Source organism: Streptomyces humi, assembly GCF_001005085.2.
Classification (GTDB): Bacteria; Actinomycetota; Actinomycetes; order Streptomycetales; family Streptomycetaceae; genus Streptomyces; species Streptomyces humi.
Window position 1 is genome coordinate 26,073 of record NZ_LBMU02000069.1, and the last position, 25,000, is coordinate 51,072.

At 71.5% G+C, this 25,000-nt stretch carries 23 protein-coding genes; 9 read left to right on the plus strand and 14 right to left on the minus strand.

The features are described from left to right. Window positions 1–101 precede the first annotated feature (101 nt). Window positions 102–806: a CPBP family intramembrane glutamic endopeptidase gene (locus AAW13_RS27665; RefSeq protein WP_046729293.1), complete on the plus strand. Its 705-nt coding sequence runs from the start codon at window positions 102–104 to the stop codon at window positions 804–806. Window positions 807–834: 28 nt separating this feature from the next. After that, window positions 835–1,569 carry a maleylpyruvate isomerase family mycothiol-dependent enzyme gene (locus AAW13_RS27670; protein ID WP_046729294.1) on the plus strand — a complete coding sequence of 245 codons (735 nt, stop codon included), beginning with the start codon at window positions 835–837 and terminating at the stop codon, window positions 1,567–1,569. 9 nt (window positions 1,570–1,578) lie between these two features. Here AAW13_RS27670 and AAW13_RS27675 read toward each other — a convergent pair whose 3' ends face one another. Beyond that, a complete protein-coding gene (locus AAW13_RS27675) occupies window positions 1,579–1,971 on the minus strand; it encodes a MarR family winged helix-turn-helix transcriptional regulator (protein WP_046729295.1) in 393 nt (130 codons plus the stop codon). A gap of 86 nt (window positions 1,972–2,057) precedes the next feature. Between AAW13_RS27675 and AAW13_RS27680 the strand changes: the two genes are divergently transcribed. Further along, window positions 2,058–3,542, plus strand: coding sequence for an MFS transporter (locus AAW13_RS27680; RefSeq protein ID WP_046729296.1), 1,485 nt, complete (start codon window positions 2,058–2,060; stop codon window positions 3,540–3,542). A gap of 190 nt (window positions 3,543–3,732) precedes the next feature. On the opposite strand, the gene AAW13_RS27685 is transcribed toward AAW13_RS27680, so the two are convergent. From AAW13_RS27685 to AAW13_RS27695, 3 genes are all read right to left on the minus strand, one after another. After that, window positions 3,733–4,398, minus strand: a complete 666-nt coding sequence (locus tag AAW13_RS27685) for a response regulator transcription factor (RefSeq protein WP_046729297.1) — start codon at window positions 4,396–4,398, stop codon at window positions 3,733–3,735. After that, the gene (locus AAW13_RS27690) at window positions 4,395–5,729 is read right to left on the minus strand and encodes a sensor histidine kinase (RefSeq protein ID WP_107483423.1); all 1,335 of its coding nucleotides are present in this window, start codon (window positions 5,727–5,729) and stop codon (window positions 4,395–4,397) included. The genes AAW13_RS27685 and AAW13_RS27690 overlap by 4 nt, the downstream gene beginning before the upstream one ends. 223 nt (window positions 5,730–5,952) lie before the next feature. After that, window positions 5,953–6,639, minus strand: a complete 687-nt coding sequence (locus tag AAW13_RS27695; protein WP_046729298.1) for a TetR/AcrR family transcriptional regulator — start codon at window positions 6,637–6,639, stop codon at window positions 5,953–5,955. 187 nt (window positions 6,640–6,826) lie between these two features. On the opposite strand from AAW13_RS27695, the gene AAW13_RS27700 reads away from it, so the two are divergent. Further along, window positions 6,827–7,921 (plus strand): medium chain dehydrogenase/reductase family protein, encoded by a 1,095-nt coding sequence (locus AAW13_RS27700; RefSeq protein ID WP_046729299.1) that lies wholly within the window; start codon window positions 6,827–6,829, stop codon window positions 7,919–7,921. A 98-nt stretch (window positions 7,922–8,019) separates the two neighbouring features. On the opposite strand, the gene AAW13_RS27705 is transcribed toward AAW13_RS27700, so the two are convergent. Together AAW13_RS27705 and AAW13_RS27710 are read right to left on the minus strand one after the other, a co-directional pair. After that, window positions 8,020–9,225, minus strand: coding sequence for a GDSL-type esterase/lipase family protein (locus AAW13_RS27705; protein ID WP_046729300.1), 1,206 nt, complete (start codon window positions 9,223–9,225; stop codon window positions 8,020–8,022). A gap of 110 nt (window positions 9,226–9,335) precedes the next feature. Beyond that, the gene (locus tag AAW13_RS27710) at window positions 9,336–9,908 is read right to left on the minus strand and encodes a TetR/AcrR family transcriptional regulator (protein ID WP_046729301.1); all 573 of its coding nucleotides are present in this window, start codon (window positions 9,906–9,908) and stop codon (window positions 9,336–9,338) included. An 88-nt stretch (window positions 9,909–9,996) separates the two neighbouring features. On the opposite strand from AAW13_RS27710, the gene AAW13_RS27715 reads away from it, so the two are divergent. After that, window positions 9,997–10,497, plus strand: a complete 501-nt coding sequence (locus AAW13_RS27715) for an FBP domain-containing protein (RefSeq protein WP_046729302.1) — start codon at window positions 9,997–9,999, stop codon at window positions 10,495–10,497. Between the two features lie 66 nt (window positions 10,498–10,563). On the opposite strand, the gene AAW13_RS27720 is transcribed toward AAW13_RS27715, so the two are convergent. After that, on the minus strand, window positions 10,564–11,883 hold the full coding sequence (locus AAW13_RS27720; protein ID WP_046729303.1) for a geranylgeranyl reductase family protein: 1,320 nt from the start codon (window positions 11,881–11,883) through the stop codon (window positions 10,564–10,566). Between the two features lie 212 nt (window positions 11,884–12,095). Here AAW13_RS27720 and AAW13_RS27725 point away from each other — a divergent pair, with 212 nt between their 5' ends. Genes AAW13_RS27725 through AAW13_RS27735 form a run of 3 tightly spaced genes read left to right on the plus strand, consistent with a single transcriptional unit; the run spans window position 12,096 to window position 15,039 of the window. Beyond that, window positions 12,096–13,451: a dipeptidase gene (locus tag AAW13_RS27725; RefSeq protein WP_046729304.1), complete on the plus strand. Its 1,356-nt coding sequence runs from the start codon at window positions 12,096–12,098 to the stop codon at window positions 13,449–13,451. A gap of 39 nt (window positions 13,452–13,490) precedes the next feature. Further along, complete coding sequence (locus AAW13_RS27730) at window positions 13,491–13,979, plus strand: MBL fold metallo-hydrolase (RefSeq protein WP_079178993.1); 489 nt, start codon at window positions 13,491–13,493, stop codon at window positions 13,977–13,979. 4 nt (window positions 13,980–13,983) lie between these two features. Next, complete coding sequence (locus AAW13_RS27735) at window positions 13,984–15,039, plus strand: BUD32 family EKC/KEOPS complex subunit (RefSeq protein WP_046729305.1); 1,056 nt, start codon at window positions 13,984–13,986, stop codon at window positions 15,037–15,039. Here AAW13_RS27735 and AAW13_RS27740 read toward each other — a convergent pair. The 7 genes from AAW13_RS27740 to AAW13_RS27770 all read right to left on the minus strand — a co-directional run bounded on the left by AAW13_RS27740 (window position 15,012) and on the right by AAW13_RS27770 (window position 22,604). Then, complete coding sequence (locus tag AAW13_RS27740; RefSeq protein ID WP_046729306.1) at window positions 15,012–16,073, minus strand: ABC transporter ATP-binding protein; 1,062 nt, start codon at window positions 16,071–16,073, stop codon at window positions 15,012–15,014. The genes AAW13_RS27735 and AAW13_RS27740 overlap by 28 nt on opposite strands. Then, window positions 16,070–17,185, minus strand: a complete 1,116-nt coding sequence (locus AAW13_RS27745; protein ID WP_240528757.1) for an ABC transporter ATP-binding protein — start codon at window positions 17,183–17,185, stop codon at window positions 16,070–16,072. The genes AAW13_RS27740 and AAW13_RS27745 overlap by 4 nt, the downstream gene beginning before the upstream one ends. Beyond that, entirely contained in the window at window positions 17,182–18,102 is a 921-nt protein-coding gene (locus AAW13_RS27750) for an ABC transporter permease (RefSeq protein ID WP_046729307.1), read from the minus strand. The genes AAW13_RS27745 and AAW13_RS27750 overlap by 4 nt, the downstream gene beginning before the upstream one ends. Next, on the minus strand, window positions 18,095–19,081 hold the full coding sequence (locus AAW13_RS27755) for an ABC transporter permease (protein ID WP_046729308.1): 987 nt from the start codon (window positions 19,079–19,081) through the stop codon (window positions 18,095–18,097). Before AAW13_RS27755 ends, AAW13_RS27750 begins: the two co-directional genes overlap by 8 nt. A gap of 73 nt (window positions 19,082–19,154) precedes the next feature. Next, a complete protein-coding gene (locus AAW13_RS27760; protein ID WP_046729309.1) occupies window positions 19,155–20,969 on the minus strand; it encodes an ABC transporter family substrate-binding protein in 1,815 nt (604 codons plus the stop codon). Between the two features lie 257 nt (window positions 20,970–21,226). Next, the gene (locus tag AAW13_RS27765) at window positions 21,227–22,267 is read right to left on the minus strand and encodes an NUDIX hydrolase (protein ID WP_046729310.1); all 1,041 of its coding nucleotides are present in this window, start codon (window positions 22,265–22,267) and stop codon (window positions 21,227–21,229) included. 145 nt (window positions 22,268–22,412) lie between these two features. Beyond that, window positions 22,413–22,604: a hypothetical protein gene (locus tag AAW13_RS27770; RefSeq protein WP_046729311.1), complete on the minus strand. Its 192-nt coding sequence runs from the start codon at window positions 22,602–22,604 to the stop codon at window positions 22,413–22,415. Window positions 22,605–22,874: 270 nt separating this feature from the next. On the opposite strand from AAW13_RS27770, the gene AAW13_RS27775 reads away from it, so the two are divergent. Continuing rightward, window positions 22,875–24,893 carry an NPCBM/NEW2 domain-containing protein gene (locus AAW13_RS27775; protein WP_206306286.1) on the plus strand — a complete coding sequence of 673 codons (2,019 nt, stop codon included), beginning with the start codon at window positions 22,875–22,877 and terminating at the stop codon, window positions 24,891–24,893. Window positions 24,894–25,000: the final 107 nt, after the last annotated feature.

Sequence of the window (25,000 nt, forward strand, 5' to 3'; positions counted from 1 at the left end):
TCCGTCCCCACGCCGCCTCGCCCACGGCCGGGCCGAGGCTCCCCGCGACGACCACGCCGGTGCGCGTCCCGGTCCGGTTCTGACACCGGGCCGGGCGTGCCGTGCCGGTACCGAGGCTTCCCACCCGGACGGCCGTCGTGCTGGTGGTCGCCGTGCTGGTGGCGGTCAACCTGCTGGACAACCGGTGGGCCCGGTCCTGGATCCTGCTCACCGCGGTCGTCGCCTCGGCCGTGCTGGTGGCGTTGCTGTTCTGGGCCGGCGGCAGCTGGACGGAGCTCGGGCTGGGCCGCGGCTCCTGGTCCGACGGGGTGCGCTGGGCCTTCGCGCTCATCGGGATCGTCGCGGCCGTCTATCTGTGCGGGGCCCTGCTGCCGGTCACCCGCGGGCTGTTCGAGGACCAGCGGACGGACGCGTTGAGCGGTCCGGAGATCACGTTCAAGGCGCTGGTCGCGGTGCCCGTGGGGACCGTGCTCCTGGAAGAAGTCGCCTTCCGCGGCGTCCTGTTCGCACTGCTGTGCCGCCTGCGGACCGCGACGGCGGCGGCCGTGCTCTCCTCGGTGCTGTTCGGCCTCTGGCACATCCTGCCCTCGCTGAACCTCGGCGCGGACAAGCCGACGCTGGGTTCGGTGTTCGGACACTCGGTCACCGGGGTGGTCCTGGTGGACGTCGGCGCCGTGCTGTTCACGACCGTCGCGGGCTGCCTGCTGTGCTGGCTGCGCGACCGCAGCGGTTCCCTGCTGGCACCGACGGCCCTGCACTGGGCGGTCAACGCCCTCGGATACGCGGTGGGTTTCCTGTTGCGTTAGCGCCCACGTCGTCGTGCAGACTCACGGCATGGAGACTGCCGAGTTCCTTGAGACCCTGGACCGCGAGGGCCGGTCGCTGGCCGCTGCCGCCGAGGCGGCCGGGCCCGACGCCAAGGTACCGACCTGCCCCGACTGGCAGGTCCGTGACCTGCTGCGGCACACGGGCACGGTCCACCGGTGGGCCGCCGGTGTCGTCACCGACGCGCACCCCGAGCCCCGCCCGTTCCCGGGCCCTCCCGACCTGGACGGCGCGGAGCTGGTCGCGTGGTACCGGGACAGCCACCGCCGGCTCGTCGAAACCCTGGCCGACGCACCGGCCGGCCTGTCCTGCTGGACCTTCCACCCGGCTCCCGTCGCCTCACCGCTCGCCTTCTGGACCCGTCGGCAGGCGCACGAGACGACCGTCCACCGGTACGACGCCGAGTCCGCGCGCGGCGGCCCGGTGTCGCCCGTCGCCACCGAGTTCGCGGTCGACGGCATCGACGAACTGCTGCGCGGCTTCCACGCCCGGCCGCGCAGCCGGGTACGCACCAGCACGCCACGTGTGCTGCGAGTGCGCGCCGTGGACGCCGACGCGGTGTGGACCGTACGGCTCACAGCCGGGCCCCCGGTGGCCGAGCCCGGCGAGACGGGCCCGGCGGAAGCCGAACTGGCCGGTCCCGCCGATCTGTTGTACCTGGCGCTGTGGAACCGGGTGCCGGTGCCGCAGGTGACGGGCGACCCGGAACTGGCCGCCCTGTGGCGGACCGACTCCGGTATCTGAGCGACCGGTTCAGCCGGCCAGCAGCCGGCTCAGCACCGCGCGCTGCATGGGCAGCACCTCACCGTGCAGCGCGCGCCCTTTCCCGGTGAGCGCCACCCGCACGCCCCGCCGGTCCTCCGCGCACATGGTCCGCTCGACCAGGCCGTCCTTCTCCAGCCGGGCGACCAGCCGGGACAGCGCGCTCTGACTGAGATGCACCCGCTCGGCGATCTCCTGGACCCGGTAGCTGCAACCGCCGTCCGCGGCCGCCCCGTCGGAGAGCAGGTCGAGGACCTCGAAGTCGCTGGCGCACAGGCCATGATCGTGCAGCGTACGGTCGAGTTCGCACTGGACACGGGCGTGCAGGGCCAGAATGTCCCGCCATTGCTCCACGAGCGCCTGCTCGGGCTTCTTCGCCGCCATCTCGGCACCGTAGCAGAGAAACCGGATTGTTGCATCGTAATTAAATGCTCTTGCATTCGATGCATGTGCATGTAGTCTCTGGGGTCATGACCTCTCCGCTCACCGCCCCTGCCGCCGCGTCGTCGGCGGTCCGCTGGACCCCCCGGCTCTGGGGCACGCTGCTGGTGCTCTGCGCCGCGATGTTCCTGGACGCCCTGGACGTGTCGATGGTCGGCGTCGCCCTGCCGTCGATCGGCTCCGACCTGCACCTGTCGACCTCGACCCTGCAATGGATCGTCAGCGGTTACATCCTGGGGTACGGCGGCCTGCTGCTGCTCGGTGGCCGCACCGCCGATCTGCTCGGCCGGCGCCAGGTGTTCCTGGTGGCGCTCGGCGTCTTCGCGGTCGCCTCCCTGCTCGGCGGCCTGGTCGACTCGGGACCGCTGCTGATCGCCAGCCGCTTCATCAAGGGCCTCAGCGCGGCCTTCACCGCCCCGGCCGGCCTCTCGATCATCACCACCACGTTCCCGGAGGGCCCGCTGCGCAACCGCGCCCTCTCCATCTACACCACCTGCGCGGCCACCGGCTTCTCCATGGGCCTGGTGCTGTCCGGCCTGCTCACCGAGGCCAGCTGGCGCCTCACCATGCTGCTGCCCGCCCCCATCGCCCTGATCGCGCTGCTCGCCGGCCTCAGGCTGCTGCCGCGCAGCGCCCGCGAGCGGGACCACAACGGATACGACATCCCCGGCGCGATCCTCGGCACCGCCTCGATGCTGCTCCTGGTGTTCACCGTGGTGGAGGCCCCGCAGGTCGGCTGGTCCTCGGCCCGCACCCTGCTCTCGTTCCTCGCGGTCGCCGTCCTGCTGACCGTGTTCGTCCAGGTCGAACGCCGCTCCCCCGGCCCGCTCGTCCGGCTCGGCGTGCTGCGCTCGGGCAACCAGATCCGCGCCCAGCTCGGCGCCGTCGCCTTCTTCGGCTCGTACGTCGGCTTCCAGTTCCTGACCACGCTGTACATGCAGTCCCTGCTCGGCTGGTCGGCGCTGCACACCGCACTGGCCTTCCTGCCCGCGGGCGCACTGGTGGCGATCTCCTCGACCAAGGTCGGCGCGATCGTGGACCGCTTCGGCACCCCGCGGCTGATCGCGGCGGGCTTCGCGTTCATGGTCCTCGGGTACGCCCTGTTCCTGCGCATCGACCTGAGCCCCGGCTACGCGGCGGTGATCCTGCCGTCGATGCTGCTGATCGGCGCGGCCTGCGCCCTGGTCTTCCCCTCGCTCAACATCCAGGCCACCAACGGCGTCGACGACCACGAGCAGGGCATGGTCTCGGGGCTCCTCAACACCTCGGTGCAGGTGGGCGGTGCGATCTTCCTGGCGATCGTGACCGCCGTGGTCACCGCGGGCGCCCCCGCGCAGGCGGCCCCGCAGGCCGTGCTCGACAGCTACCGGCCCGGCTTCGTGGTGGTCGCGGGCGTGGCCCTGGCCGGACTGCTGATCACGCTCACGGGACTGCGCGCCAAGCGTGCCCGGCAGACGGTCGTGATCGCCCGGTCCACCTCCCTGGAGGCGGAGCGCGTGCCCGCACGCGACTGACGGGGCCGCCGCCAAGCCGGCGCCCGGCGGGGCCTGTTGCTCCGCCGGGCGCACGGCCGTGCTGCGGGACCGGCCCGGGGGACGGTGGCGGTGCGGGACCGGCCCGGGGGACGGTGGCGGTGCGGGACCGGCCCGGGGGCATGGCGTGATGCGGGACCGGCGGAGTGTGTGTCGTCGGCCGGTGTGCCGGTCAGCCCAGCCAGCCCGGGCGTACCAGGCCCGACTCGTAGGCCAGAACGACCAGTTGGGCCCGGTCCCGAGCACCCAGTTTGACCATCGTGCGGCTCACGTGGGTCTTCGCGGTGAGGGGGCTGACGACCAGGCGCCGGGCGATCTCCGCGTTGGACAGACCGATGCCGACCAGTGCCATCACCTCCCGCTCCCGCTCGGTGAGCCGGGAGAGGGCGTCGGCGGCGGCCGGTTCCTTGGAGCGGGCCGCGAACTCCGCGATCAGCCGACGCGTCACCCCCGGCGACAGCAGAGCGTCCCCGTCCACCACCGCCCGCACGGCCCGCACGAGTTCCTCCGGTTCGGTGTCCTTGACCAGGAAACCGGAGGCGCCGGACCGGATCGCCTCGAAGACGTACTCGTCGAGCTCGAACGTCGTCAGCATGACCACCTTGACGTCCTTCAGCTCCGGTTCACCGGTGATGCGCCGGGTCGCCGCCAACCCGTCGAGACGCGGCATGCGGATGTCCATGAGGACGACATCGGGGCGCAGTTCACGCACCCTGCCCAGAGCGTCCTCGCCGTCGGCCGCCTCACCTGCCACCTCGATGTCCGGCTGGGCGTCGAGCAACGCCCTGAAGCCGGCGCGTACCAGAGACTGGTCGTCGGCGAGCAGCACCCGGATCATCGGCCCTCCCGGTCGGTCAAGGGCGGCTGGATCAGAGGCGGTTCCGTCGGGGGCGGCTCGGTCAAGGACGGCTCGGTCAAGGGCGGCTCGGTCGAGGGCGGCTCGGTCAAGGGCGGCTCGGTCAAGGGCAGTACGGCCAGCACCCGGAAACCGCCGTCGGCGCGCGGGCCCGCCTCGATCGTGCCACCCAGGGCTTGGGCCCGCTCCCGCATACCGGCCAGCCCGTTCCCGCTGCCGCCCGCGTCCGCACCGCTCGCCGGTCCGTCGTCGTCGACCCGCAACCGCAGCTCCCCTCCCCCGTGTTCGAGCCGGACCCGCGCCCGCCGCGAACCCGAGTGCCGTACGACATTGGTGAGCGCCTCCTGGACGATCCGGAAGGCCGCCAGGTCGGCGCCCGGCGGCAACCGCGGCGGCTCCCCCTCCACCGTCACGGTGAGTCCGGCGGCCGCCGCCTGTTCGGCCAGCTCCGGCAGCCGGCCCAGACCCGGCGCCGGCGCACGCGGCGCGGCTCCCGGCGCGCGCAGGGTGTCCAGCACCTGGCGGACCTCGCCGAGCGCCTCCTTGCTGGCCGCCTTGATGGTGGTGAGCGCTGCTCTGGCCTGCTCGGGATCGGAGTCCAGGAGCACGAGCCCCATCCCCGCCTGGACGTTGATGACCGAGATGCTGTGCGCCAGGACGTCGTGCAACTCACGTGCGATCCGCAGCCGTTCCGCGTCCGCGCGGCGCCTGGCCGCCTGGGCGCGGTCCGCTCGCTCCCGCGCCCACTGCTCACGCCGCAGCCGGACCAGCTCGGCCACCGAGGCGATGATCAGCACCCAGGTGGCGATGATCACCTCCTGGCCCGGGTTCGCCCCCTTGTCACCCGGCGGTGGCAGCACGCGGTAGAGCCAGAGCGAGATCAGCAGGTGGCCGGCCCACAGCATCCCGAGGGCCGCCCAGGCTGCCCGGCGCCGCCCGGCCACCACGGCACTGAAGCAGGCCACGGCGACGGCCGCGAAGACCGGACCGTAGGGGTAGCCGGCCCCCACGTAGACCAGGGCGAGCCCGGCGGTGCCGTACGCCACCGGCACCGGATGCCGTTGCCGCCACAGCAACAGGGCACACATGGCGAGGAGCAGCAGCCGGGCGTAGACGTCAAGGGGTTCACGGTGGGGCTGCGCATGGGCCACGAAGTTCGAGCCCACCAGCACCAGGACGGTGAGCGGCACGGTGGAACGCCACGGCAGACGACCGGAGGCCGGTTCGGCGTCCGCCTCGTCGGCGTCATGCCACGGGGGCCCGAGACGCCACCACCGCGCCGGGCCGCGCTGCCGTACGCGCTGCTCGTCCATGCCCGCCACGCTAGACGCCGTCGGCCCACGCGGGCGTCAGCCCGGCGAGGTGATCACACGTACTCCGGGGGAAGTAGGCCGGCCGCGGTCCGTGCCCGCCGGCCGGGGGGACGGTCGGGAGTGACGGGCGGCGGGACGGTCGTGGGGGTTGATCCGGGGGACGGCCCGGGGGGACGGCCCGGGGGGACGGTCGGGGTTGGCGGTCGGGGCCGTGGGCCGGTCGTCAGCGGCCCGGGGTGAGCTCCGCCACCTCCGCGTCGAACAGCCGCTCCGGGCCGAAGCCCATGCCGGTGAAGTGCCCGGCCAGCTCCAGGGAGAGCACCCCGTGCATCCGGGTCCAGAAGGCGAGCGCCTTGCGCAGCACACCGGGCGGCGCGGGATGGCCTTCGGCCCACTGGCGGTGCTGGCTGAGATGCGCGGTGAAACTCGCGGAGGCCGGCGCGGGAGCCTCCAGCCCGGCCGACGCACAGACGTCGAGCAGGGCGCCCATGATCTCGCGGGCGATCGCGGTGATGTCGTCGGGCGCGTGGTAGCCGGGGACCGGCGTGCCGTAGACGAGGAAGTACCGCTGGGGGTCGTCCAGTGCCCAGCGGCGCAGGGCCTGCGCGAGGCCTTCGAGACCGGCGCCCGACTCGGCCGCGGCGCGGAAGGTGTCGGCCAGGCTGCGGTAGGCGTCGCGGATCAGCTCGGTGATCAGCTCGTCCCGACTGCCGAAGTAGCGGTAGAGGGCGGGGCCGCTCATGCCGAGTTCCTTGGCGATCGCGTTCAGGGACAGGCCGGTGGCACCGGATCTGGCGATCTGGTCCCAGGCGCGCGCCTTGATGTCCGAGCGCACCTGGGCCCGGTATCGCTCTCGTGGACTCGTCACGTCTACCCCGGCCTCTTCGCCTGCGCCCGCGTCCGCCGCCATCGCCGTCACGCTCCTCTCGCCTGAGCTGCTGGCTTGTTCGTCTCATTCCAACCTATCACTTTCGAGACAGCCTCTAACGACCAAGAGCCTCCTCCCTTTTCGCGAGAGCTTGACACTTTCGCGATGCTCAATCATGTTAGTTATAGCTTCTAACGCAAGCGACAAGCATTCACAGACGGAGGTCGTCATGGGAACCGCAGCAGCTTCAGGTACCGCCGGAGCCACCCGCCTCGTCGAGGTCGTCCTGCCTGGCACGGTGGAGCCCGAGGGCCTGGAGATCCGGCACCGCGAGATCCCGGTCCCGGGCCCCGGCCAGATCGTCGTCCGGATGGAGGCCACCGGGGTCTCCTTCGCCGAGCAGCAGATGCGCCGCGGCCGCTACTACGACCAGCCGCCGTTCCCCTTCGTCCCGGGCTACGACCTGGTCGGCACGGTGGTCACGGCGGGCGAGGGTGTCACGCCCGGGCTCGTCGGCGAGCGGGTGGCGGCACTGGTCAAGGTCGGCGGCTGGGCCAGCCACGTCCTGCTCGACGCGGCCGACGCCGTGGCGGTACCGGCCGGGATCGGCGCGGCGGAGGCGGAGACCCTGGTCGTCAACGGCATCACGGCCTGGCAGATGCTCCACCGCAAGGCCGGTGTGCGCGAGGGCGGCACGATCCTGGTGCACGGGGCCAACGGCGGGGTGGGCACCGTACTCGTGCAGCTGGCCCGCGCGGCGGGTCTGCGGGTGATCGGCACGGCCTCCGTCCGTCATCACGACGCGCTGCGCGAGCTGGGGGTGACCCCGGTCGACTACCGCGCCGCGGACGTCCCGGCCCGGGTGCGTGAACTGGCACCCGGCGGGGTCGACGCCGTCTTCGACCACCTCGGCGGGCGCAGCGTCGTCGACTCCTGGAAGCTCCTCGCGCCGGGCGGCACCCTCGTCTCGTACGGCAGCGCCACCACCCGGGACGACTCGGGTTCCAAGCAGTGGCCCGTACTGAAGATCCTCGGCCGGGTGTGGCTGTGGAACGCGCTGCCCAACGGCAGGCACGCCTTCTTCTTCAACGTCTGGGCGGGCCGCGCGTTCGGCAAGGACCGCTTCCGGGCCCGGCTGAGCGCCGACCTCACCCAGGTGTTCGAGGCCCTGTGGCGCGGCGAGGTCAGCGCGCACATCGCCGCGCGGCTGCCCCTCACCCGGGCCGCCGAGGCGCTGCGACTCGCCGAGTCGGGGACGGTGACGGGCAAGGTCGTCCTGGTCCCGGACGGCGGCGACGGCGCCACGGCCGACCCGGCCCGGTGAACACCGCAGGCTCACCCGGCCCGGTGAACACCGCAGGCTCAGCGGACCTCGGGTCGGTCACCGCAGGCTCAGCGGACCTCGGGTCGGTCGCCGTCGGGTCAGCGGACCTCGGGTCGGTCGCCGTCGGCCGCGAACGCGCCGGAGTCGGCGAAGGCGAGGCCGGCGAAGCGTTCGCCGATACGGCGGTGGGTGGGCGCGTCGGGGTGCAGCTGGTCGGGCAGCGGGAGTTCGGTGGCGTCGGCCTCGCCGTAGAGGGCACGGCCGTCGAGGTAGTGGAGGTGGGGGTCGTCGGCCGCGCGTTCGGCCACGATGCGGGCCAGCTCGTCCCGGATGACGTTCAGGGTGAGCTTGCCGCTCGCGCGCTCGGCCGGGTCGCCGACGGCCGTGAAGGTGAGCCGGCCCTCGCCGAAGGCGCTCAGGTCCATGGCGGTGGGACCGGGGGTGTCCTCGTGAATGGGGCACAGGATCGGCGACACGACCAGCAGCGGGGTGGTGGGGTGGCCCTCACGGACCGTGTCCAGGAAACCGTGTACGGCGGGACCGAAGGCGCGCAGCCGCATCAGGTCGGCGTTGACGACGTTGATGCCGAGTTTCAGGCTGATCAGGTCGGCCGGGGTGTCCCTGATGGCGCGGGCGGTGAACGGGTCGAGCAGGGCGCTGCCGCCCAGCCCCAGGTTCACCAGTTCCACTCCGCCGAGCGCGGCGGCGACCGCCGGCCAGACGGCCGTGGGACTCGCCGCGTCGGAGCCGTGGCTGATGGAACTCCCGTGGTGCAGCCACACCCTGCGGCCGTGGTCGGTTACGGCGGTGAGCGGGGCGTCGGTGCGCAGGGCGACCAGTTCGGTGGTCTCGTTGTGAGGCAGCCAGATCTCCACGTCCTTCTCGCGCTCGGGCAGGCCGGTGAAACGGAGGGTGCCGGGCGGGCCGGGGCGCACTTCCGTGGTTCCGGCACTCATGTCGATCACCTGGACCTTGCCGCCGGTGACCACGCCCTGGCCGCTCAGGGCGGAGTCGACGAGCAGGTCGTACGTCCCGTCCGGCCGGGGCGGGGCACCGACGTAGAGCCGCTTGGTGGGCAGGGTGTCAAGTTCCACGGCGGTGGCCCGGGTACGGAAGACCAGGCGTACGCCGGAGGGCTGGGCCTCGACCATGGCGAGCTGCGGGTCGGCGCACTGGGCGCGGGCCCGGGCCGGGAGCCGGTGCGGCAGCACGCCGTGCTCCGTGTGTTCCAGATCGAGGGCGCCGCGCAGCAGGTCGGCGGTGATGGGCGTGGTGATCCAGCGCTGGTCGTGCTCGGTGCTCAATGCCTCTGCCTCTGTCTCTGCGTCCGATTCTGTCTCTGTCACTGCGTCCGACTCCGCCTGCGCGTCTACCCCTGCCCATGCCTCCGCCCGGCCGGGATGGCGGGCGTCGGTCAGGCCGGCGCGGGCCAGTCGCGCAGCAGGGCGTCGAGGGCGTCGAGGATGCGGGTCCAGGACTCCTGGCTGTCGGGGGCGCTGTGGCTGAAGCCGCCGGCGAGTTCCAGGTCGACGTAACCGTGGAAGACGCTGCCGAGCATGCGGACGGCGTGGGTCTGGTCCGGTTCGCTCAGGTCGTAGCCCCGCAGGACGGCCCGGGTCATCTGGGCGTGCCGGACGCCGGCGCTGCGGGCCGCCGTCTCCGGGTCCAGGCGCAGCCGGGCCGCCGCGTACCGGCCGGGGTGGGCGCGGGCGTAGTCGCGGTAGACGCCGGCGAACGCGAGGAGGGCGTCCTTGCCGGCCCGTCCGGCCAGCGCCTCGGCCGCCCGGTCGGCCATCTCCTCCAGGGCGAGCAGAGCGATCCTGGTCCGCAGGTCCTGGGAGCTCTTGACGTGCGAGTACAGGCTCGCGACCTTCACGTCGAACCGTCTGGCCAGCGCCGAGACGGTCACCTGGTCGAAGCCGGCCTCGTCGGCCAGCTCGGCTCCCGCCCTGACCAGCCGTTCCGTGGTCAGTCCCGCTCGTGCCACCGCCACTCCTCCGCTCGACTCCCGCACGCCATCACCTGAATCGATTATGCATTTGCCTAATACCTTTAGGCAAATTAGCGTGCACTATATGAGACCGCTGAGTGAGCAAGAGATCCGTGCCGCGTTCGTGAACTGCACCAAGGGTGCCGCGAAGCGCCTGACCGTCCCGCACGACCTGGACGGACAGCCATGGGCGGACCTGGACTACTTCGGCTGGCGGGACCCGCAGGCCCCCGACCGCGCCTACCTGGTGACCGAAGTGGACGGCCGCGCGCTGGCCGTGGCGCTGCGCTGTCCGAGCCCGTCCTCCTGGACGGCCCGGCGCAGCATGTGCAGGATCTGCCTGACCACGCACTCCGGGGGCGTCTCGCTGATGGTCGCGCCGAAGGCGGGGAAGGCCGGGCAGCAGGGCAACTCGGTGGGCGCCTACCTCTGCTCCGACCTCGCCTGCTCGCTGTACGTGCGGGGCAAGCGGGACGCGGGCGTGGGCGGGCGCATACCGGAGTCGCTCACCCTGGAGGAGAAGATCGAGCGGACGACGGCCAACCTCGCCGCGTTCCTCGCCAAGGTGACGGACCGAGCCGGGTGACGGCCACGTCCTCCGACGCGGAACCCGGCTCGGCCGGCGCCGTCCACCCCGTCTTCCGGCTCGGCGTCACGAAGTGACGGCGTCCTCGTCGGATGCGTCCGTGTCCTCGCCGGCCGGCCGCTCCTTGGCCGCTGCCTCGGCCGCCGCCTTGGCCTTGGCCGCCGGGCCGGGGTCGAAGGCCGTGAGGGCGCGCTGGGCGAGCGGGTGGGAGCGGACGAGCTCGCCGAGTGAGGTGCGGCCCTGGGTGATCTCCTTGAACGCCCGCCAGGCCGGCCGGAACCCGGTCAGCGCGGCGTGGAAAAGCCCGGGACGGCGCTCGAACGCGGCGAGCATGCTCTTGCCGACGCTCATCTCGACGCCGAGCCCCGCCTTGACGGCGAAGGCGTAGTTCAGCGCCTGGCGGCGGGTGTCCACGGCGTCGTGGGCCTCGGCGATCCGCACCGCCCACTCCCCCGCGAGCCGTCCCGAGCGCAGGGCGAAGGAGATGCCCTCACGGGTCCACGGCTCCAGGAGGCCCGCGGCGTCACCGCAGACGAGCACCCGTCCCCGGGACAGCGGCGAGTCGTCGGCGCGGCAGCGGGTCAGGTGGCCGGAGGAGATGCTCGGCTCGAAGCCGGCCAGGCCGAGCCGGGCGACGAAGTCCTCCAAGTAGCGCTTGGTGGCCGCGCCTTCGCCGCGCGCCGAGATCACCCCGACGGTGAGGGTGTCACCCTTGGGGAAGACCCAGCCGTAACTGCCCGGCATGGGACCCCAGTCGATGAGGACGCGGCCCCGCCAGTCCTCGGCGACGGTCTCCGGGACCGGGATCTCCGCCTCCAGGCCGAGGTCCACCTGGTCGACCTTCACCCCGACGTGTGCCCCTATCCGGCTGGCGCTGCCGTCGGCGCCGACCACCGCGCGGGCCAGCAGGGTCTCGCCGCCCTGGAGGACCACGGCGACGGTGCGCCGGTCCGGGACGGCCGAGCCGTGCTGCTCGACCCGCTGCACGGCGGCTCCGGTGCGCAGTTCGGCGCCGGCCTTCTGGGCGTGCTCGACCAGTTGCTGGTCGAACTCGGGCCGGTTGATCAGCCCGAACATCATCTGCTTGGAGCGGCGGGTGCGGGTGAACCGTCCGTTGTTGGAGAAGGTGACGGCGTGCACCCGGTCCTTGAGGGGCAGCTCGAAGCCGGGCGGCAGCGCGTCGCGCGAGGGGCCGATGATGCCGCCGCCGCAGGTCTTGTAGCGGGGCAGTTCGGCCTTCTCCAGCAACAGCACGCGCCGTCCCGCGACCGCCGCCGCGTAGGCGGCCGAGGCCCCCGCGGGTCCCGCGCCCACCACGACGACGTCCCACACCCGCTGCACGTCGTCCGCCTGCACGTCGTCCGCCGAAGAATTCTCGCCGCTCACGATGGTCCGCTGCTCCGATCAAGCCGTAGAAGCCGTATCAAGCTGTGTCAAGCCATATCAAGCCATGGGCCAGGCACTGTCAGGTACCGCCCGGCCACGGGCCGGCACCTGTCACCTGTCCCCCCGCATCCTACGGCGGAGATCGCCGCAGGCCACTGTGGGAGGATCGGTGCACTCACCAGTTCAACGTCGCACCCACGAGGAGCGTGCCCATGTCGTCCAATCCGGTCGCCGAGACCGTCGCCGCCTTGCTGCCCAGGGCGAAGGCGGAGCTCGCCGAGCTGGTGGCCTTCAAGTCGGTGGCGGACTTCGCCCAGTTCCCGAAGAGCGAGAGCGAGGGGGCCGCGAAGTGGGTCGCCGACGCGCTGCGTGCCGAGGACTTCGTGGACGTCGCCGTACTGGACACCCCGGACGGCACGCAGTCGGTGTACGGCTACCTGCCGGGACCCGAGGGCGCCGAAACGGTCCTGCTGTACGCGCACTACGACGTCCAGCCGCCGCTGGACGAGGCCGCCTGGACGACCCCGCCGTTCGAGCTGACCGAGCGGAACGGCCGCTGGTACGGGCGCGGTGCGGCCGACTGCAAGGGCGGCCTGATCATGCACCTGCTGGCGCTGCGCGCGCTGAAGGCGAACGGCGGTGTCCCGGTCAACGTGAAGGTGATCGCCGAGGGCTCCGAGGAAATGGGCACCGGCGGTCTGGAGCGGTACGCCGAGCAGCACCCGGAGCTGCTGGCGGCGGACGCGATCGTCATCGGCGACACGGGCAACTTCCGCGTCGGGCTGCCGACCGTGACCACCACCCTGCGCGGCATGACCCTGGTGCGCGTCCAGATCGACACGCTCCAGGGCAATCTGCACTCCGGGCAGTTCGGCGGCGCCGCCCCGGACGCGCTGGCCGCGCTGATCCGCGTGCTGGACTCGCTGCGCGCCGAGGACGGTTCGACGACCGTCGACGGACTCGCGCCGGCCGCGGCCTGGGAGGGCCTGGAGTACGACGAGGCGCAGTTCCGCGCGGACGCGAAGGTGCTGGACGGCGTCGAGCTGATCGGTGACGGTTCGGTCGCGGACCGCATCTGGGCCCGTCCGGCGGTCACGGTGCTCGGCATCGACTGCCCGCCGGTCGTCGGAGCCACCCCGTCGGTGCAGGCCGGTGCCCGCGCCCTGGTCAGCCTGCGGGTGCCGCCGGGCATGGACGCGGCGGAGGCGAACAAGCTGCTCCAGGCGCACCTGGAGGCGCACACCCCGTGGGGTGCGCGGGTGCGGACGGAGGCGGTCGGCCAGGGCCAGCCGTTCCGGGCCGACACCACGAGCCCGGCGTACCGGGCGATGGCCGACGCGATGGCCGTCGCCTACCCCGGCGAGACCATGCAGTACGCCGGTCAGGGCGGTTCGATCCCGCTGTGCAACACCCTCGCGGGCCTCTACCCGCGGGCGGAGATCCTGCTGATCGGCCTGAGCGAACCGGAGGCGCAGATCCACGCGGTCGACGAGAGCGTGTCGCCCGAGGAACTGGAGCGGCTGTCCGTGGCGGAGGCGCTGTTCCTGCGCAACTACGCGGCGGGCTGACGTACCCGGCCTGACCGGTGCGGCGACGTACGCGGTGGGCTGAACCGCTCTGCCCACGGCAGAGGACCCTCGTCCGCGGACGGGGGTCCTCCCCAGGGTCGGACGCATGGACGTCGTCGAACTGCTCCCCCGGCAGCACCTGCTGCGCTTCCCGCTGGGCCAGGCCTACCTCTGGCACCGGTCCCGCCGGACCGGGTGACGGAGTTGTCCGACGGGGACGTCCTGGACTTCGGCGGCGGCGCGCGGATCGTTCACGCGCCGGGGCACACGGAGGGCAGTGTCGCGGTCCGTCTCCCCTCGTACGGCGTGCTGTTCACCGGGGACGCGGTGGCGACGGCGCCGGACGCCGACGGGGTGATCCTCGGGGTGTTCAACGTGGACCGCGACCGAGCCGTCGCGTCCTTCCGGCGGCTGGCAGCGCTGGACGCGGAGGTGGCCTGCTTCGGCCACGGCGATCCGGTCACCACGCGCGCGTCACACGTGCTGACGAGATCCGCGGACACCTACGGTCCACCACGGCGACCATGAGGGCATGACCGAGACCGAGCCTCGTATCACCGCGCACACCGGCATCGCGGCCTCCCTGGCCCGGCTGAGCGACGACCGACTGGCCGGACTGGTCGGGGCGGGCGAGGGCCTCGGCACCGGGATCGGCGGACAGGCGGTACGGGTCACGGTGGACGGCACACCCGTGTTCGTGAAGCGGATCCCGCTGACCGACCGGGAGCGGGAGCCGCGCCACAGCCGTTCCACCGCGAACCTGTTCGGGCTGCCGTCGTACTGCCACTACGGCGTCGGCGCCGTCGGCGGGCCGGGGTTCGGCGCCTGGCGGGAGCTGGCCGCGCACACCGTGACGACGGACTGGGTTCTCGGCGGCCGCTTCCCCGGCTTCCCGCTGCTGCACCACTGGCGGGTACTGCCACAGGCCCCGCTCCCCCTGCCCGCCGAACTCGCCGACGTCGACCGGGCGGTGGCGTACTGGGGCGGTTCCGCCGGCGTGCGGGAGCGCATCGAGGGGCTGCGGGACGCCACCGCGAGCCTGACCCTGTTCCTGGAACACTTCCCGTACACCCTGCACGACTGGCTGGACGCCGAGATCCGTACGCGGGGCGCGGACGCGGCGTGCGCGGCGACGGCCCGGGGTCTCGAGGAGCTGGTCGGGTTTCTCGAGAGCAGCGGGCTCCTGCACCTTGACGCCCACTTCCACAACATCCTCACCGACGGCCGGCGGCTGTACCTCACCGACTTCGGGCTCTCACTGAGCTCCCGCTTCCGGCTGGCCGCCGCCGAGCGGGACTTCTTCGGCGGGCACCGGCACTACGACCGTGCGTACACCGGCTACTACCTGGTGATCTGGCTGGTCACCGCGTTGTACGGGTACCGGGGCGAGGAGCGTGCGGAGTTCGTGCGCGCCTGTGCCGCCGGGCGACGGCCCGAGGGCATTCCTGGGACCGCCGCCGACCTGCTGGTCCGGCACGCGCCGCTCGCGGTGACCATGGAGGAGTTCTGCCGGCGCCTGGCAGCGGAGAGCCGGCTGACGCCGTTCCCGTACCAGGACGGTCAGAGCAGTTCCACGCTCTCCGCGTAGTGGCAGGCGACCGGGTTGCCGCCGCCCCGGTCGACCAGGTCCGGTGCCTGTTCGACGCAGACGGTGCGTTCGCTGTCGGTGAGCTGGTCGGCGAACTTGGGGCAGCGGGTACGGAAGCGGCAGCCGCTGGGCGGGCGGACCGGGCTCGGGACGTCGCCCTGGACCGTGATGCGGGTACGGGCACGCTCCTTGCGCGGGTCGGGCAGCGGGATCGCGGAGACGAGGGCCTGGGTGTAGGGGTGCGCGGGACGTGCGAACAGCTGCCGGGCCGGGGCGATCTCGACCAGCCGGCCGAGGTACATCACCGCGACCCGGTCGGCGACATGGCGCATCACGGAGAGGTCGTGCGCCACGAAGAGGAAGGACAGACCCAGTTCGTTCTGGAGGTCCATCAGCAGGTTGAGTACACCGGCCTGGATGGACACGTCCAGGGCGGAGACCGGTTCGTCCAGCACCACCACCTTGGGGCGCAGCGCCAACGCCCGCGCGATCCCGATGCGTTGGCGCTGCCCACCGGAGAACTCGTGGGCGAAGCGGTTGCCGTGCTCGGGGTTGAGGCCGACCAGGCGCAGCAGTTCGCGGACCTCGTCGGCGGCGCCCGGGCCGTAGCGGCCGTGGATGCGCAGGGGTTCGGCGACGATCTCGTGGACGGAGACGCGGGGGTCCAGGGAGGCGTACGGGTCCTGGAAGACGATCTGCAACTCGCGCCGCAACGGCCGCATCTGACGTCGGCTCAGTTCGGTCAGCGGGCGGCCGCGGTAGTGCACGGTGCCCGAGGTGGCGGTCTCCAGGTTGAGCAGGGTGCGGGAGACGGTGGTCTTGCCGGAGCCGGACTCGCCGACCAGGCCCAGCGTCTCGTTCTCGTGCAGGTCGAAGGAGACCCCGCAGACGGCGTGCACGTCGCCGACCCGCCGGCGGACCACGCCCTTCGACATCACCGGGAAGTGCTTGACGAGGTCGCGGACCTGGAGGACGGGGGCGCCGGTGCCGCCGTGGCCCGGCAGCGGGGGGAGCGAAGACGTCGGGGCGGTCATCGGGCATCGTCCTCCAGGTCCGCGAACCGGGCGAGGGCCTCGGCGTCGGCGCCGACCGCGTCGAAGACCTCGCCGGCCGCCGTGTCCACGAGTTCGTCGGCGAAGTGGCAGGCGCTGCGGTGGGCGTCGGATCCGACGGGGCGCAGGGCGGGTTCGGTGCCGTCGCAGGCCTCGCGCCGCATCGGGCAGCGCGGGGCGAAGGGGCAGCCCGGGGGGAGGTTCAGCAGCGAGGGCGGGGAGCCGGTGATGGGGGTCAGGCGCTCCTCCTCGCGGTCGAGGCGGGGCAGGGAGCCGAGCAGGCCGAGGGTGTAGGGCATGCGTGGGGTGTAGAAGATGTCCTCGACCGAGCCGGTCTCCACGATCCGTCCGGCGTACATGACGGCGACCCGGTCGGTGTGGCCGGCGACCACTCCGAGGTCGTGGGTGATCAGGACGAGCGCGGCGCCGGTCTCGGCGCGGGCGGTCTCCAGGGCCTCCAGGATCTGTGCCTGGACGGTGACGTCGAGGGCGGTGGTGGGTTCGTCGGCGATGATCACGTCGGGGTCGTTGGCGATCGCGATGGCGATGACGACGCGCTGGCGCATCCCGCCGGAGAGTTCGTGCGGGTAGCTGTCGACGCGCCGTTCGGGGCTCGGGATGCCGACCGTGCCGAGGAGTTCGACGGCGCGTGCGCGGGCGGGGCGTTTCCCGAGCCCGGGATTGTGCCGGAGCAGGGTCTCGGCGATCTGGTAGCCGACGGTGTAGACGGGGTTGAGGGAGGTCATCGGGTCCTGGAAGACCATGGCGACGCCGCTGCCGCGTACGTCCGACAGCCGGGCGTCGGACATCCCGAGCAGCTCGGCGCCGTCGAAGCGCACCGAGCCGCGCACCCGGGCCGAGCCGGGCAGCAGCCCCATCACGGCGAGGGCGGTGACGGACTTGCCCGAGCCGGACTCGCCGACGATGCCCAGCGCCTCGCCGCGCTCCAGTCGGTAGCCGACGCCGCGTACGGCCCGTACGGTCCCGTCCTCGGTCGGGAACTCCACGCTCAGGCCCTCGACTTCGAGGACGGCGCCGGACTCCTCTCCGCTGCCGGTCAGGTGGCCGATGCCGTTGCCGCTGGTGTGGGTCACTGTCGCACCCTTTGCTGCCGGGGATCGAAGGCGTCGCGCAGCCCGTCGCCGATGAAGTTGATGGTGAGGGCGATGGCGATGATGAAGGCGCCGGGGATGTAGAAGAGCCAGGGCCGGGTGTCGACCGCCGTCTGTGCCTGCGCGACCAGCAACCCGAGTGAGGTGTCGGGGGGTTGGACGCCGAAGCCGAGGAAGGAGAGCGCGGTCTCGGTGAGGATGCCGGTGGCGACCAGGATGGTGGCGTTGACGATGATCGGTCCGAGGGCGTTGGGCAGCAGGTGCCGGAAGATGATCCGGGTGTCGGACGCCCCGAGCGCCCGGGCCGCCTCCACGAACTCCTTCTCGCGCAGGGACAGTACGGTCGAGCGCACCACCCGTGACACGTACGCCCAGGTGAGTCCGGCGATCACCACGGCGATCCAGTACCAGGAGCCGCCGCTGCGCGAGGAGATCACCAGGGCGATCGCGAACAGCGGAAGGGTGAGGACCAGGTCGGCGACGCGCATCATCAGCGCGTCGACGAAGCCCCGGTAGAAGCCGGCGACGGCTCCCCACACGGCGCCGACCAGGGTGGACCCCAGGGCGATCAGGATGGCGATCTTCAGCGAGGTCTGGGTACCGCGCATCACCTGGGCGTAGGCGTCGTAGCCGGACGAGTCGGTGCCGAACGGGTGCTTCCAGGAGGGGGGTTGCGAGTTGTCGTTGGTGTACTTGGCGTACGAGTAGTGCCACAGGTGCGGGCCGACGAACGCCCACAGCACGATGAGCACGAAGACGACGAGGCTGATCATGGCGGCCCGGTGGCGCAGGAAGCGACGCAGGACGAGCTGGGTCTGGCTGCGCTGCGCGACGGTGAACTCGTGGTCGCTACGGGCTGGTTGGGTGCCGGTGGGCCCGAGCGCGCCGATGTCAGTCATAGCGGATCCTCGGGTCGAGAACGGCGTAGAGGAGGTCGGCGAAGAGGTTGAAGACGATGACGACGACGGCGGACAGCAGCAGCCAGGCCATCGTGCGGTAGACGTCGAGGGTGGTGGCGGCCTGGACGAGCATCTCGCCCATGCCGTGCCACTGGAAGATCGTCTCCGTGATGACCGCGCCGCCGAGGATGATCGCGATGTCGAGGGCGGTGACGGTGGCGAGCGGGATGAGGGCGGTCCGCAGGGCGTGCCGGGTGAGCACCGTGCCGCGGCGCAGCCCCTTCGCGCGGGCGAGGCGCACGTAGTCGCTGTCCAGGACCTCCAGCATGGAGGCGCGGGTGTAGCGGGTCCAGGAGGCGAAGGAGACCAGGGCGAGGGTGATGGTGGGCAGCACGAGGTGGCCGATGCGGTCGGTGAACTCGTTCCAGGTGGTGTCCACTTCGAGGTACGGCGACTTCTCGCCGATGGTGCCGAGGAACTGGCTGCCGGTCTCCTGGTTGAACCAGATCCCGGCCTGCTTGAGCAGCACCGCGAACCAGAAGACGGGCATGGCGAGGAACAGGAAGCCGAAGAAGGTGATGGTGTAGTCGGCCGCGCTGTACTGGCGGATCGCGCTGAACACGCCGAAGACGACGGACATCACGAGGGCGAGCAGCATGGCGGCGGCGACCAGGGTGACGGTGACCCGGAAGCGGGTGAACAGGTCGTGACCGATGTCCAGGTTGGTCTGGACGGAGGGACCCCAGTCGCCGTGCAGTACGCCGGTGATCCAGTTCCAGTAGCGCTCGACGACCGGCTGGTCGGCGTGGATGTGCCGGGCGAAGGCGGTCACGGCGGCCTTGCTGGGGGGTGGCTGCCGGGAGGTGGCGTAGTTGGCGACCGGGTCGCCGGAGTTGATGACGACCAGGAAGACGATGAACGTGGAGACGACGAGGACGGGTATGGAGACGAGGATGCGGCGCACGGTGTAGGCGAGCATGCGGTCTTCTCTCGCGGAGGCCCGGCCCCGGGGTCACCGGGGCCGGGAATCGGATCCGACGGGTGGCCGGGGGTTACTTCTTGAGGCCCCACTCGCCGACGTTGTACGGCGGTCCGACGTTGGTGGAGTTGTTCCGCATGTTGACGAACCGGCTCTGTACCGCGAGGAAGGTCGGCTTCTGGTAGAGCGGCAGCACGTAGGCGTCGTCCACCATGAGCTGGTCGGCCTGGTTGAGCAGGGCCGCGGCCTTGGTCGCGTCCGTCTCGCCGATGGCCTGGCTGATCAGGGAGTCGACCTTCTTGTTGCTGTAGCCGCCGTAGTTGCCGCCGGCCCCGGTGGTCCACAGTTGCTGCGCGCCGCTGATCGGGAAGGGCGAGGCGACCCAGGCGAAGACGATGATGTCGTACTGGTGGCCGGCGAGGACGGTGCCGAGGTCGGCGGCGCCGATCGGTTTGATCGTGACCTTGATGCCGAGGCCGGCGAGGTCGCTCTGGAGGATCTGGCACTCGCTCTGCCGGATCTGGTTGCCGGTGGTGTACCGGCAGTCGAAGGGGCCGACGGACTTGCCGTCCGGGGTCTTCAGTGCGGTGCCCACGCCGGTGAACTTGCCGTCGGTGAGGTACTTCCTGGCCTTGGCGAGGTCACCCGAGCCCTGGCCGCTCGCGCTCACCACGTCCTTGTAACCGGCCTGCCCGGGAACGAAGTTGTGGTTGTAGAGCTGCTTCACGCCGGGGTCGAACTGGGCGACCGTCTTGGCCATGATGTCCTTGACGCTGATCGCCGTGAACATCGCCTGCCGCAGGGCCAGGTACTTGCCGATCACCGGGTTGTGCAGGTTGAGGTCGAAGTGCTCCCAGGTGAGTCCGTCGCCGATGGTGTAGGTGACGTTGGGGATGGCCTTGACCTGGTTGACGAGGTCGACCTCGGGCTGCGGGTAGATGCCCTGGACCTCGTTGTTGCGCAGGGCGATCGGTTCCTGGGTGGCGTCCGAGATCACCTTGAAGATGAGGCGCTGAAGGCTCGCCTTCTGCCCCCACCACTTCGGATCGGGTTCGTAGGTGGCGTGGTCGTTGTCGACCCACTGGGTCATCTTGTAGGGGCCTGCGGTCGCGTACTTGGTGGGCGGGTTCTTCTGGAAGTACTGCCAGCCCTGGGTCATCTGGGCGGCCGTCATGTGCGCGGCGTCGCCGCTCCCGGCGCCGGACACCTTCTCGGCGACGTGCGCCGGGTACAGCGGGTAGCCCGCGCCGAACAGGGACTTCCAGTCCGAGTACGGTCTGTTCATCACCATGGTGACGGTCTTGCCGTTGTCGGAGCCGGTGACCGACCTGACGCGGTCGTAGCCGGCGGTGCTCTCCGGCAGACAGCCCTTGGTCTGGGTGGAGTCACTCGCGGGCGGCGGCGGGCAGTCCTTGCCGTCGTTGGTGCGCCAGTAGTAGATGAAGTCGTCGGCGGTGATGGGGGTCCCGTCGTTCCAGGACGCCTTGGGGTTGATCTTGTAGACGATGGTCTGCGGGCTTGCGCTCGTCTGGGTCGCGGAGGTCACCAGGTCGGTGTTGAGTTTGACGCTGAAGTCCGGCTGCGGGACGTAGACCTGGGGCAGGACGGGGCTCAGCGCCTCGGCGTTCTCGAAGGTGTTCCCGTTGGTGTCCTGCACGTTCCACTGCTGGACGTTCTTCTCGATGACGTAGGTGAACGTGCCGCCGGCCTTGGTGGCGGCGGAGTTGCAGGTGTCGGCCTTGCCCTCGGTGGAGCAGGACGTGAGACCGGCCGAAGTGCCCTTGCTGCCACTGCCGCCGCCTCCCCCGCTGCTACAGGCGGCGAGCGCCAGGACGAGCCCGGCGGTCAGTGCGAGGCCCCTTGTGAGGGCCGAGGAATGCGCGCGCATGTCCCTCCTTCGACCGGCGGATGTCCGGCCTGTGCACGGCGGCCAGCGGCCGCGAGGAAGTTTGAGCTGCGCACCGACGGTAGAACGTCTGTGTACCTCCTTCACGTTCTTGTTCATACCGGGACGGCGACAATTCACCCTCGTTTTCCCCTTGGGACCTTCCACCGCGGGCAAAAGGCCCTACCCATGCCCCCGTCATGTCAAAGTCCCCGCAACGTCGACTCGACGGCGAGGACCTGACGGGCTCTCAGACGGGGTCAGCCGACCGGGACTCCGGCCTCCAGATAGAGCGCCGCACCGCGTTCGCGGGCCCGCAGCGCCCAGCGCAGCCGTTCGTAGCGCACCGGCGGCAGCAGCTCGGCGGCCTCCTGTTCGGTGACGAAGCGCCAGTCGCGCAGTTCGGGCCCCGGCAGCACCAGCCGGCCGGCCTCGGCGGAGTCCAGCCGGCCGCCGTCGAAGAGCAGCCGCAGTCCGCCGTAGCGGGGCGGGGCGGGCTGCTCCCAGTCGATGACGAGCAGCCCGGGTGGCTCCTCCAGCCGTATTCCGGTCTCCTCCTCGACCTCACGGACGCCGGCCCGCGCCGGCGCCTCACCGGGCTCGACGACTCCGCCGGGGAACTCCCAGCCGGCCTTGTAGGTGGGGTCGACGAGGAGGAACCGGTCCTGTTCGTCGAAGAGGAGGACGCCCGCGGCGACGGTCTCGGCGGTGGGCTCGGGCGTCTGCACGATGTCGCACGCCGCGGCCTCGCCGCTGCCGACCGCCGCCGCTATCCGCACCGCCGTCTCGTACGGCGTGAGGTCGCTGGTGTCGACGAGATGGGCGTCGGCGCCGATCCAGGAGGCGAGGGCGGCGCGGTAGGCCTCGATCCGGTCGTACGACCACTGGCGGACGCGCATCTCGCCGTCGGGGAGGTCGGGCGGGATCTCCCGCCCGGCTATTCGCGCGCGCAGGATCGTTTCGGCCGGGGCCAGGCACAGATGGCGGACGGCGATCCGGCGGGCGGCGAGGCCGCCGAAGATCTCGTCGCGGTACTCCTGGCGCAGCAGCGTCATGGGGACCACCAGGGTCCCGCCCAGTTCGGCGAGCATCGCGGCCGCCGTGTCGATCACCAGCCGTCGCCAGATCGGCAGATCCTGGAAGTCGCCGACCTCGGCGAGGCGCTTGGCCGGCAACAGGTGTGTCAGCACCGCGCCGATGACCTCGGGGTCGAAGAGCGTGCTGTTCGGGATCAGTTCGATCAGTTCACGTGCGGTGGTGGTCTTACCCGCACCGAACGCGCCGTTGACCCAGACGATCACGGACTCCCCCTCTTCTGTTGGCCCCCTGTGGCTTGCCCGCTCCACACTGCCACGGAAACCAGTTCCCGTTGAGGGCGCCCATGACGGAGTGCCGGCGTCCCCTCCGCGGAACACCGGCACCGCTGTCCGCCCCTGCTCCGGACGGTTACTCCTGCCCCAGCAGGTTCTGGTCGACCTGGAAGCTGTCCTGGCTGACGCCGGGGTCGACGTGCTCCAGGGTGTCCGAGACGTTCAGGTCGCCGAGCGTTCCGTTGTCGGCCGAGTGGGACGGGGTGATGGCGGCCACGACGAATCCGGTGGCCAGGCTGGCGATGGCGAGCATGCTGCGCTTCTTCATGCCCGTTCCAACTGCGCGGACGGCGAGGGGTCACGGGAGACCGCGCGGGCGGAGCAACACGAAAGGGCGGCGGTGCGGCGCTTTCCGCCCGATCCCCCGGGAACATCGGATGACCTGCGGATATCCGGTCCAGACCAGAAACCCCCGGATCGAAATGCCGAACGATCGCTACCGCACTCTTTCCAACAGACTCCCACACGTCCTACCGTAACCGCGCAGAGCGACGGCGCGAACACGCCGTCGTCCCGTTTCGCGAGTCGGAGGAACGTAATGAGGCGTCACCCTCGCACCCGCAGGACCCGGCGAAGAGTGGTCGGAGCACTGACCGCCGCGTTGTTGTGTACGGCGGGCCTCGCGGGACCCGCCGTCGCCGGCACCGGATCCGGCTCCCCCGCGCTCGCCGACGGCCTGGCCCCCACCCCGCCGATGGGCTTCAACAACTGGAACTCCACACACTGTTCGGCGGACTTCGACGAGGCCATGGTCGAGGGGATCGCGGACCTGTTCGTGGCGAAGGGCCTCAAGGCCGCCGGGTACCAGTACGTCAATCTCGACGACTGCTGGGCCCTGCCGGCGCGGGACGCGGACGGCAAGCTGGTCCCGGACCCGGCGCGCTTCCCGCACGGCATCAAGGCGGTCGCCGACTACGTGCACGCCAAGGGCCTCAAACTCGGCATCTACACCAGCGCCGGCACCAAGACCTGCAACGACGCGGGTTTCCCGGGTGCGCTCGGTCACGAGTACAGCGACGCCCGGCAGTTCGCCGACTGGGGTGTCGACTACCTCAAGTACGACAACTGCAACAACCAGGGCGTGGACGCGAAGCAGCGTTACCGCACCATGCGGGACGCCCTCGCGGCCACCGGGCGCCCCATCGTCTTCAGCATCTGCGAGTGGGGCGAGAACAAGCCCTGGGAATGGGCCGCGGATGTCGGGCAGTTGTGGCGCACCACCGGGGACATCAGCGACAGCTGGGGCTCCATGCTGTCGATCCTCAAACAGAACCTGCCGCTCGCGCCGTACGCCGGCCCCGGCCACTGGAACGACCCGGACATGCTGGAGGTCGGCAACGGCGGCATGACCGACACCGAGTACCGCTCGCACTTCTCGATGTGGTCGATCATGGCCGCGCCCCTCCTGATCGGCACCGACCTGCGCAAGGCCTCCCAGGCGACCCTGGACATCCTGGACAACAAGGAGGTCATCGCCGTCGACCAGGACCCGCTCGGCAAGCAGGGCACGGTGATCTCCTCGACGGACGGACGCTGGGTCGTCGCCAGGCAGATGCAGGACGGCAGCCGTGCCGTGGCCCTGTTCAACGAGTCCGGCTCGGCACAGCGGATAGCGACCTCCGCGACGGCCGTGGGCCTGCCGAAGGCTCCCGCCTACACGCTGCGCGACCTGTGGCAGCACCGCGGTTACAACACGGCGGGCACCATCTCGGCGGTCGTCCCTGCCCACGGCACGGTACTGGTGCGCGTCGCCGCCGACCGGCACTGGGCGGCCAACCCTCCCGCCGTCGAACTCGGCCTGGACGGCGGCCGGTTCATCGAGCCGGGAACCCGGACCGCGCTCACCTCGGCGGTGACGGACCTGGGGCGCACCGCGGCCGAGCGGGTCTCCGTGTCGCTCACCGGCCCCGACGGCTGGAGGATCAGGGCGACTTCGCCGACGCGGGCCACCGCACTGCGGACCGGCCGTGCCCTGCACACGGGTTGGCAGGTGACGCCGCCCGCCGGGACGCCCCGGGGGTCGTACGACCTGCGGCTCAGGGCGAGTTACCGGTCACCGGGCGGAGTGCGGACCGAGAACACGGTGACGATCACGACGACCGTCGCGGACGCACCGCCCGCCGGCGGCTCCTACCTCAGCGACCTCCCCTGGGTCACCAGCAGCAACGGCTGGGGGCCGGTGGAACGCGACACCAGCAACGGCGAGTACGACGCCGGTGACGGGCATCCGATCACCATCGGCGGGGTGGAGTACGCCAAGGGGCTCGGCACGCACGCCGCGAGCGACGTCGAGTACTTCACCGGGAAGTCCTGCGAGAAGGTCACCGCCGAGGTCGGGGTGGACGACGAGGAGTCCGCCGACGGGACCGTGTCCTTCGAGGTCTGGGCCGACGGCAGGAAGGCCGCCGCCACCGGCGTGCTGACCACCGCCATGGCCGCCCAGCCGCTCACCGCCGACGTGACCGGCGCCGAGGTGGTCCGTCTCGTCGTCACCGACGGCGGCGACGGCATCACCTCCGACCACGCGGACTGGGCGGACGCGAAAATCACCTGCTGACCCCCGGCCCACCCCGGCGGTGCCGGCCGGTCCGGCCGGCACCGATCCTCCTGCGGGCCGGCCCCACCGCGGGCCGCCTCCGAGCGGCCCGGTCGGACGGACCTGAA

Excerpts from the sequence above, each read along its gene's own strand:
- AAW13_RS27670 (WP_046729294.1), top strand. The coding sequence starts at position 835 with ATGGAGACTGCCGAGTTCCTTGAGACCCTGGACCGCGAGGGCCGGTCG.
- AAW13_RS27675 (WP_046729295.1), bottom strand. The coding sequence starts at position 1,971 with ATGGCGGCGAAGAAGCCCGAGCAGGCGCTCGTGGAGCAATGGCGGGAC.
- AAW13_RS27680 (WP_046729296.1), top strand. The coding sequence starts at position 2,058 with ATGACCTCTCCGCTCACCGCCCCTGCCGCCGCGTCGTCGGCGGTCCGC.
- AAW13_RS27685 (WP_046729297.1), bottom strand. The coding sequence starts at position 4,398 with ATGATCCGGGTGCTGCTCGCCGACGACCAGTCTCTGGTACGCGCCGGC.
- AAW13_RS27690 (WP_107483423.1), bottom strand. The coding sequence starts at position 5,729 with ATGGACGAGCAGCGCGTACGGCAGCGCGGCCCGGCGCGGTGGTGGCGT.
- AAW13_RS27695 (WP_046729298.1), bottom strand. The coding sequence starts at position 6,639 with ATGGCGGCGGACGCGGGCGCAGGCGAAGAGGCCGGGGTAGACGTGACG.
- AAW13_RS27700 (WP_046729299.1), top strand. The coding sequence starts at position 6,827 with ATGGGAACCGCAGCAGCTTCAGGTACCGCCGGAGCCACCCGCCTCGTC.
- AAW13_RS27715 (WP_046729302.1), top strand. The coding sequence starts at position 9,997 with ATGAGACCGCTGAGTGAGCAAGAGATCCGTGCCGCGTTCGTGAACTGC.
- AAW13_RS27725 (WP_046729304.1), top strand. The coding sequence starts at position 12,096 with ATGTCGTCCAATCCGGTCGCCGAGACCGTCGCCGCCTTGCTGCCCAGG.
- AAW13_RS27735 (WP_046729305.1), top strand. The coding sequence starts at position 13,984 with ATGACCGAGACCGAGCCTCGTATCACCGCGCACACCGGCATCGCGGCC.
- AAW13_RS27740 (WP_046729306.1), bottom strand. The coding sequence starts at position 16,073 with ATGACCGCCCCGACGTCTTCGCTCCCCCCGCTGCCGGGCCACGGCGGC.
- AAW13_RS27750 (WP_046729307.1), bottom strand. The coding sequence starts at position 18,102 with ATGACTGACATCGGCGCGCTCGGGCCCACCGGCACCCAACCAGCCCGT.
- AAW13_RS27755 (WP_046729308.1), bottom strand. The coding sequence starts at position 19,081 with ATGCTCGCCTACACCGTGCGCCGCATCCTCGTCTCCATACCCGTCCTC.
- AAW13_RS27760 (WP_046729309.1), bottom strand. The coding sequence starts at position 20,969 with ATGCGCGCGCATTCCTCGGCCCTCACAAGGGGCCTCGCACTGACCGCC.
- AAW13_RS27770 (WP_046729311.1), bottom strand. The coding sequence starts at position 22,604 with ATGAAGAAGCGCAGCATGCTCGCCATCGCCAGCCTGGCCACCGGATTC.
- AAW13_RS27775 (WP_206306286.1), top strand. The coding sequence starts at position 22,875 with ATGAGGCGTCACCCTCGCACCCGCAGGACCCGGCGAAGAGTGGTCGGA.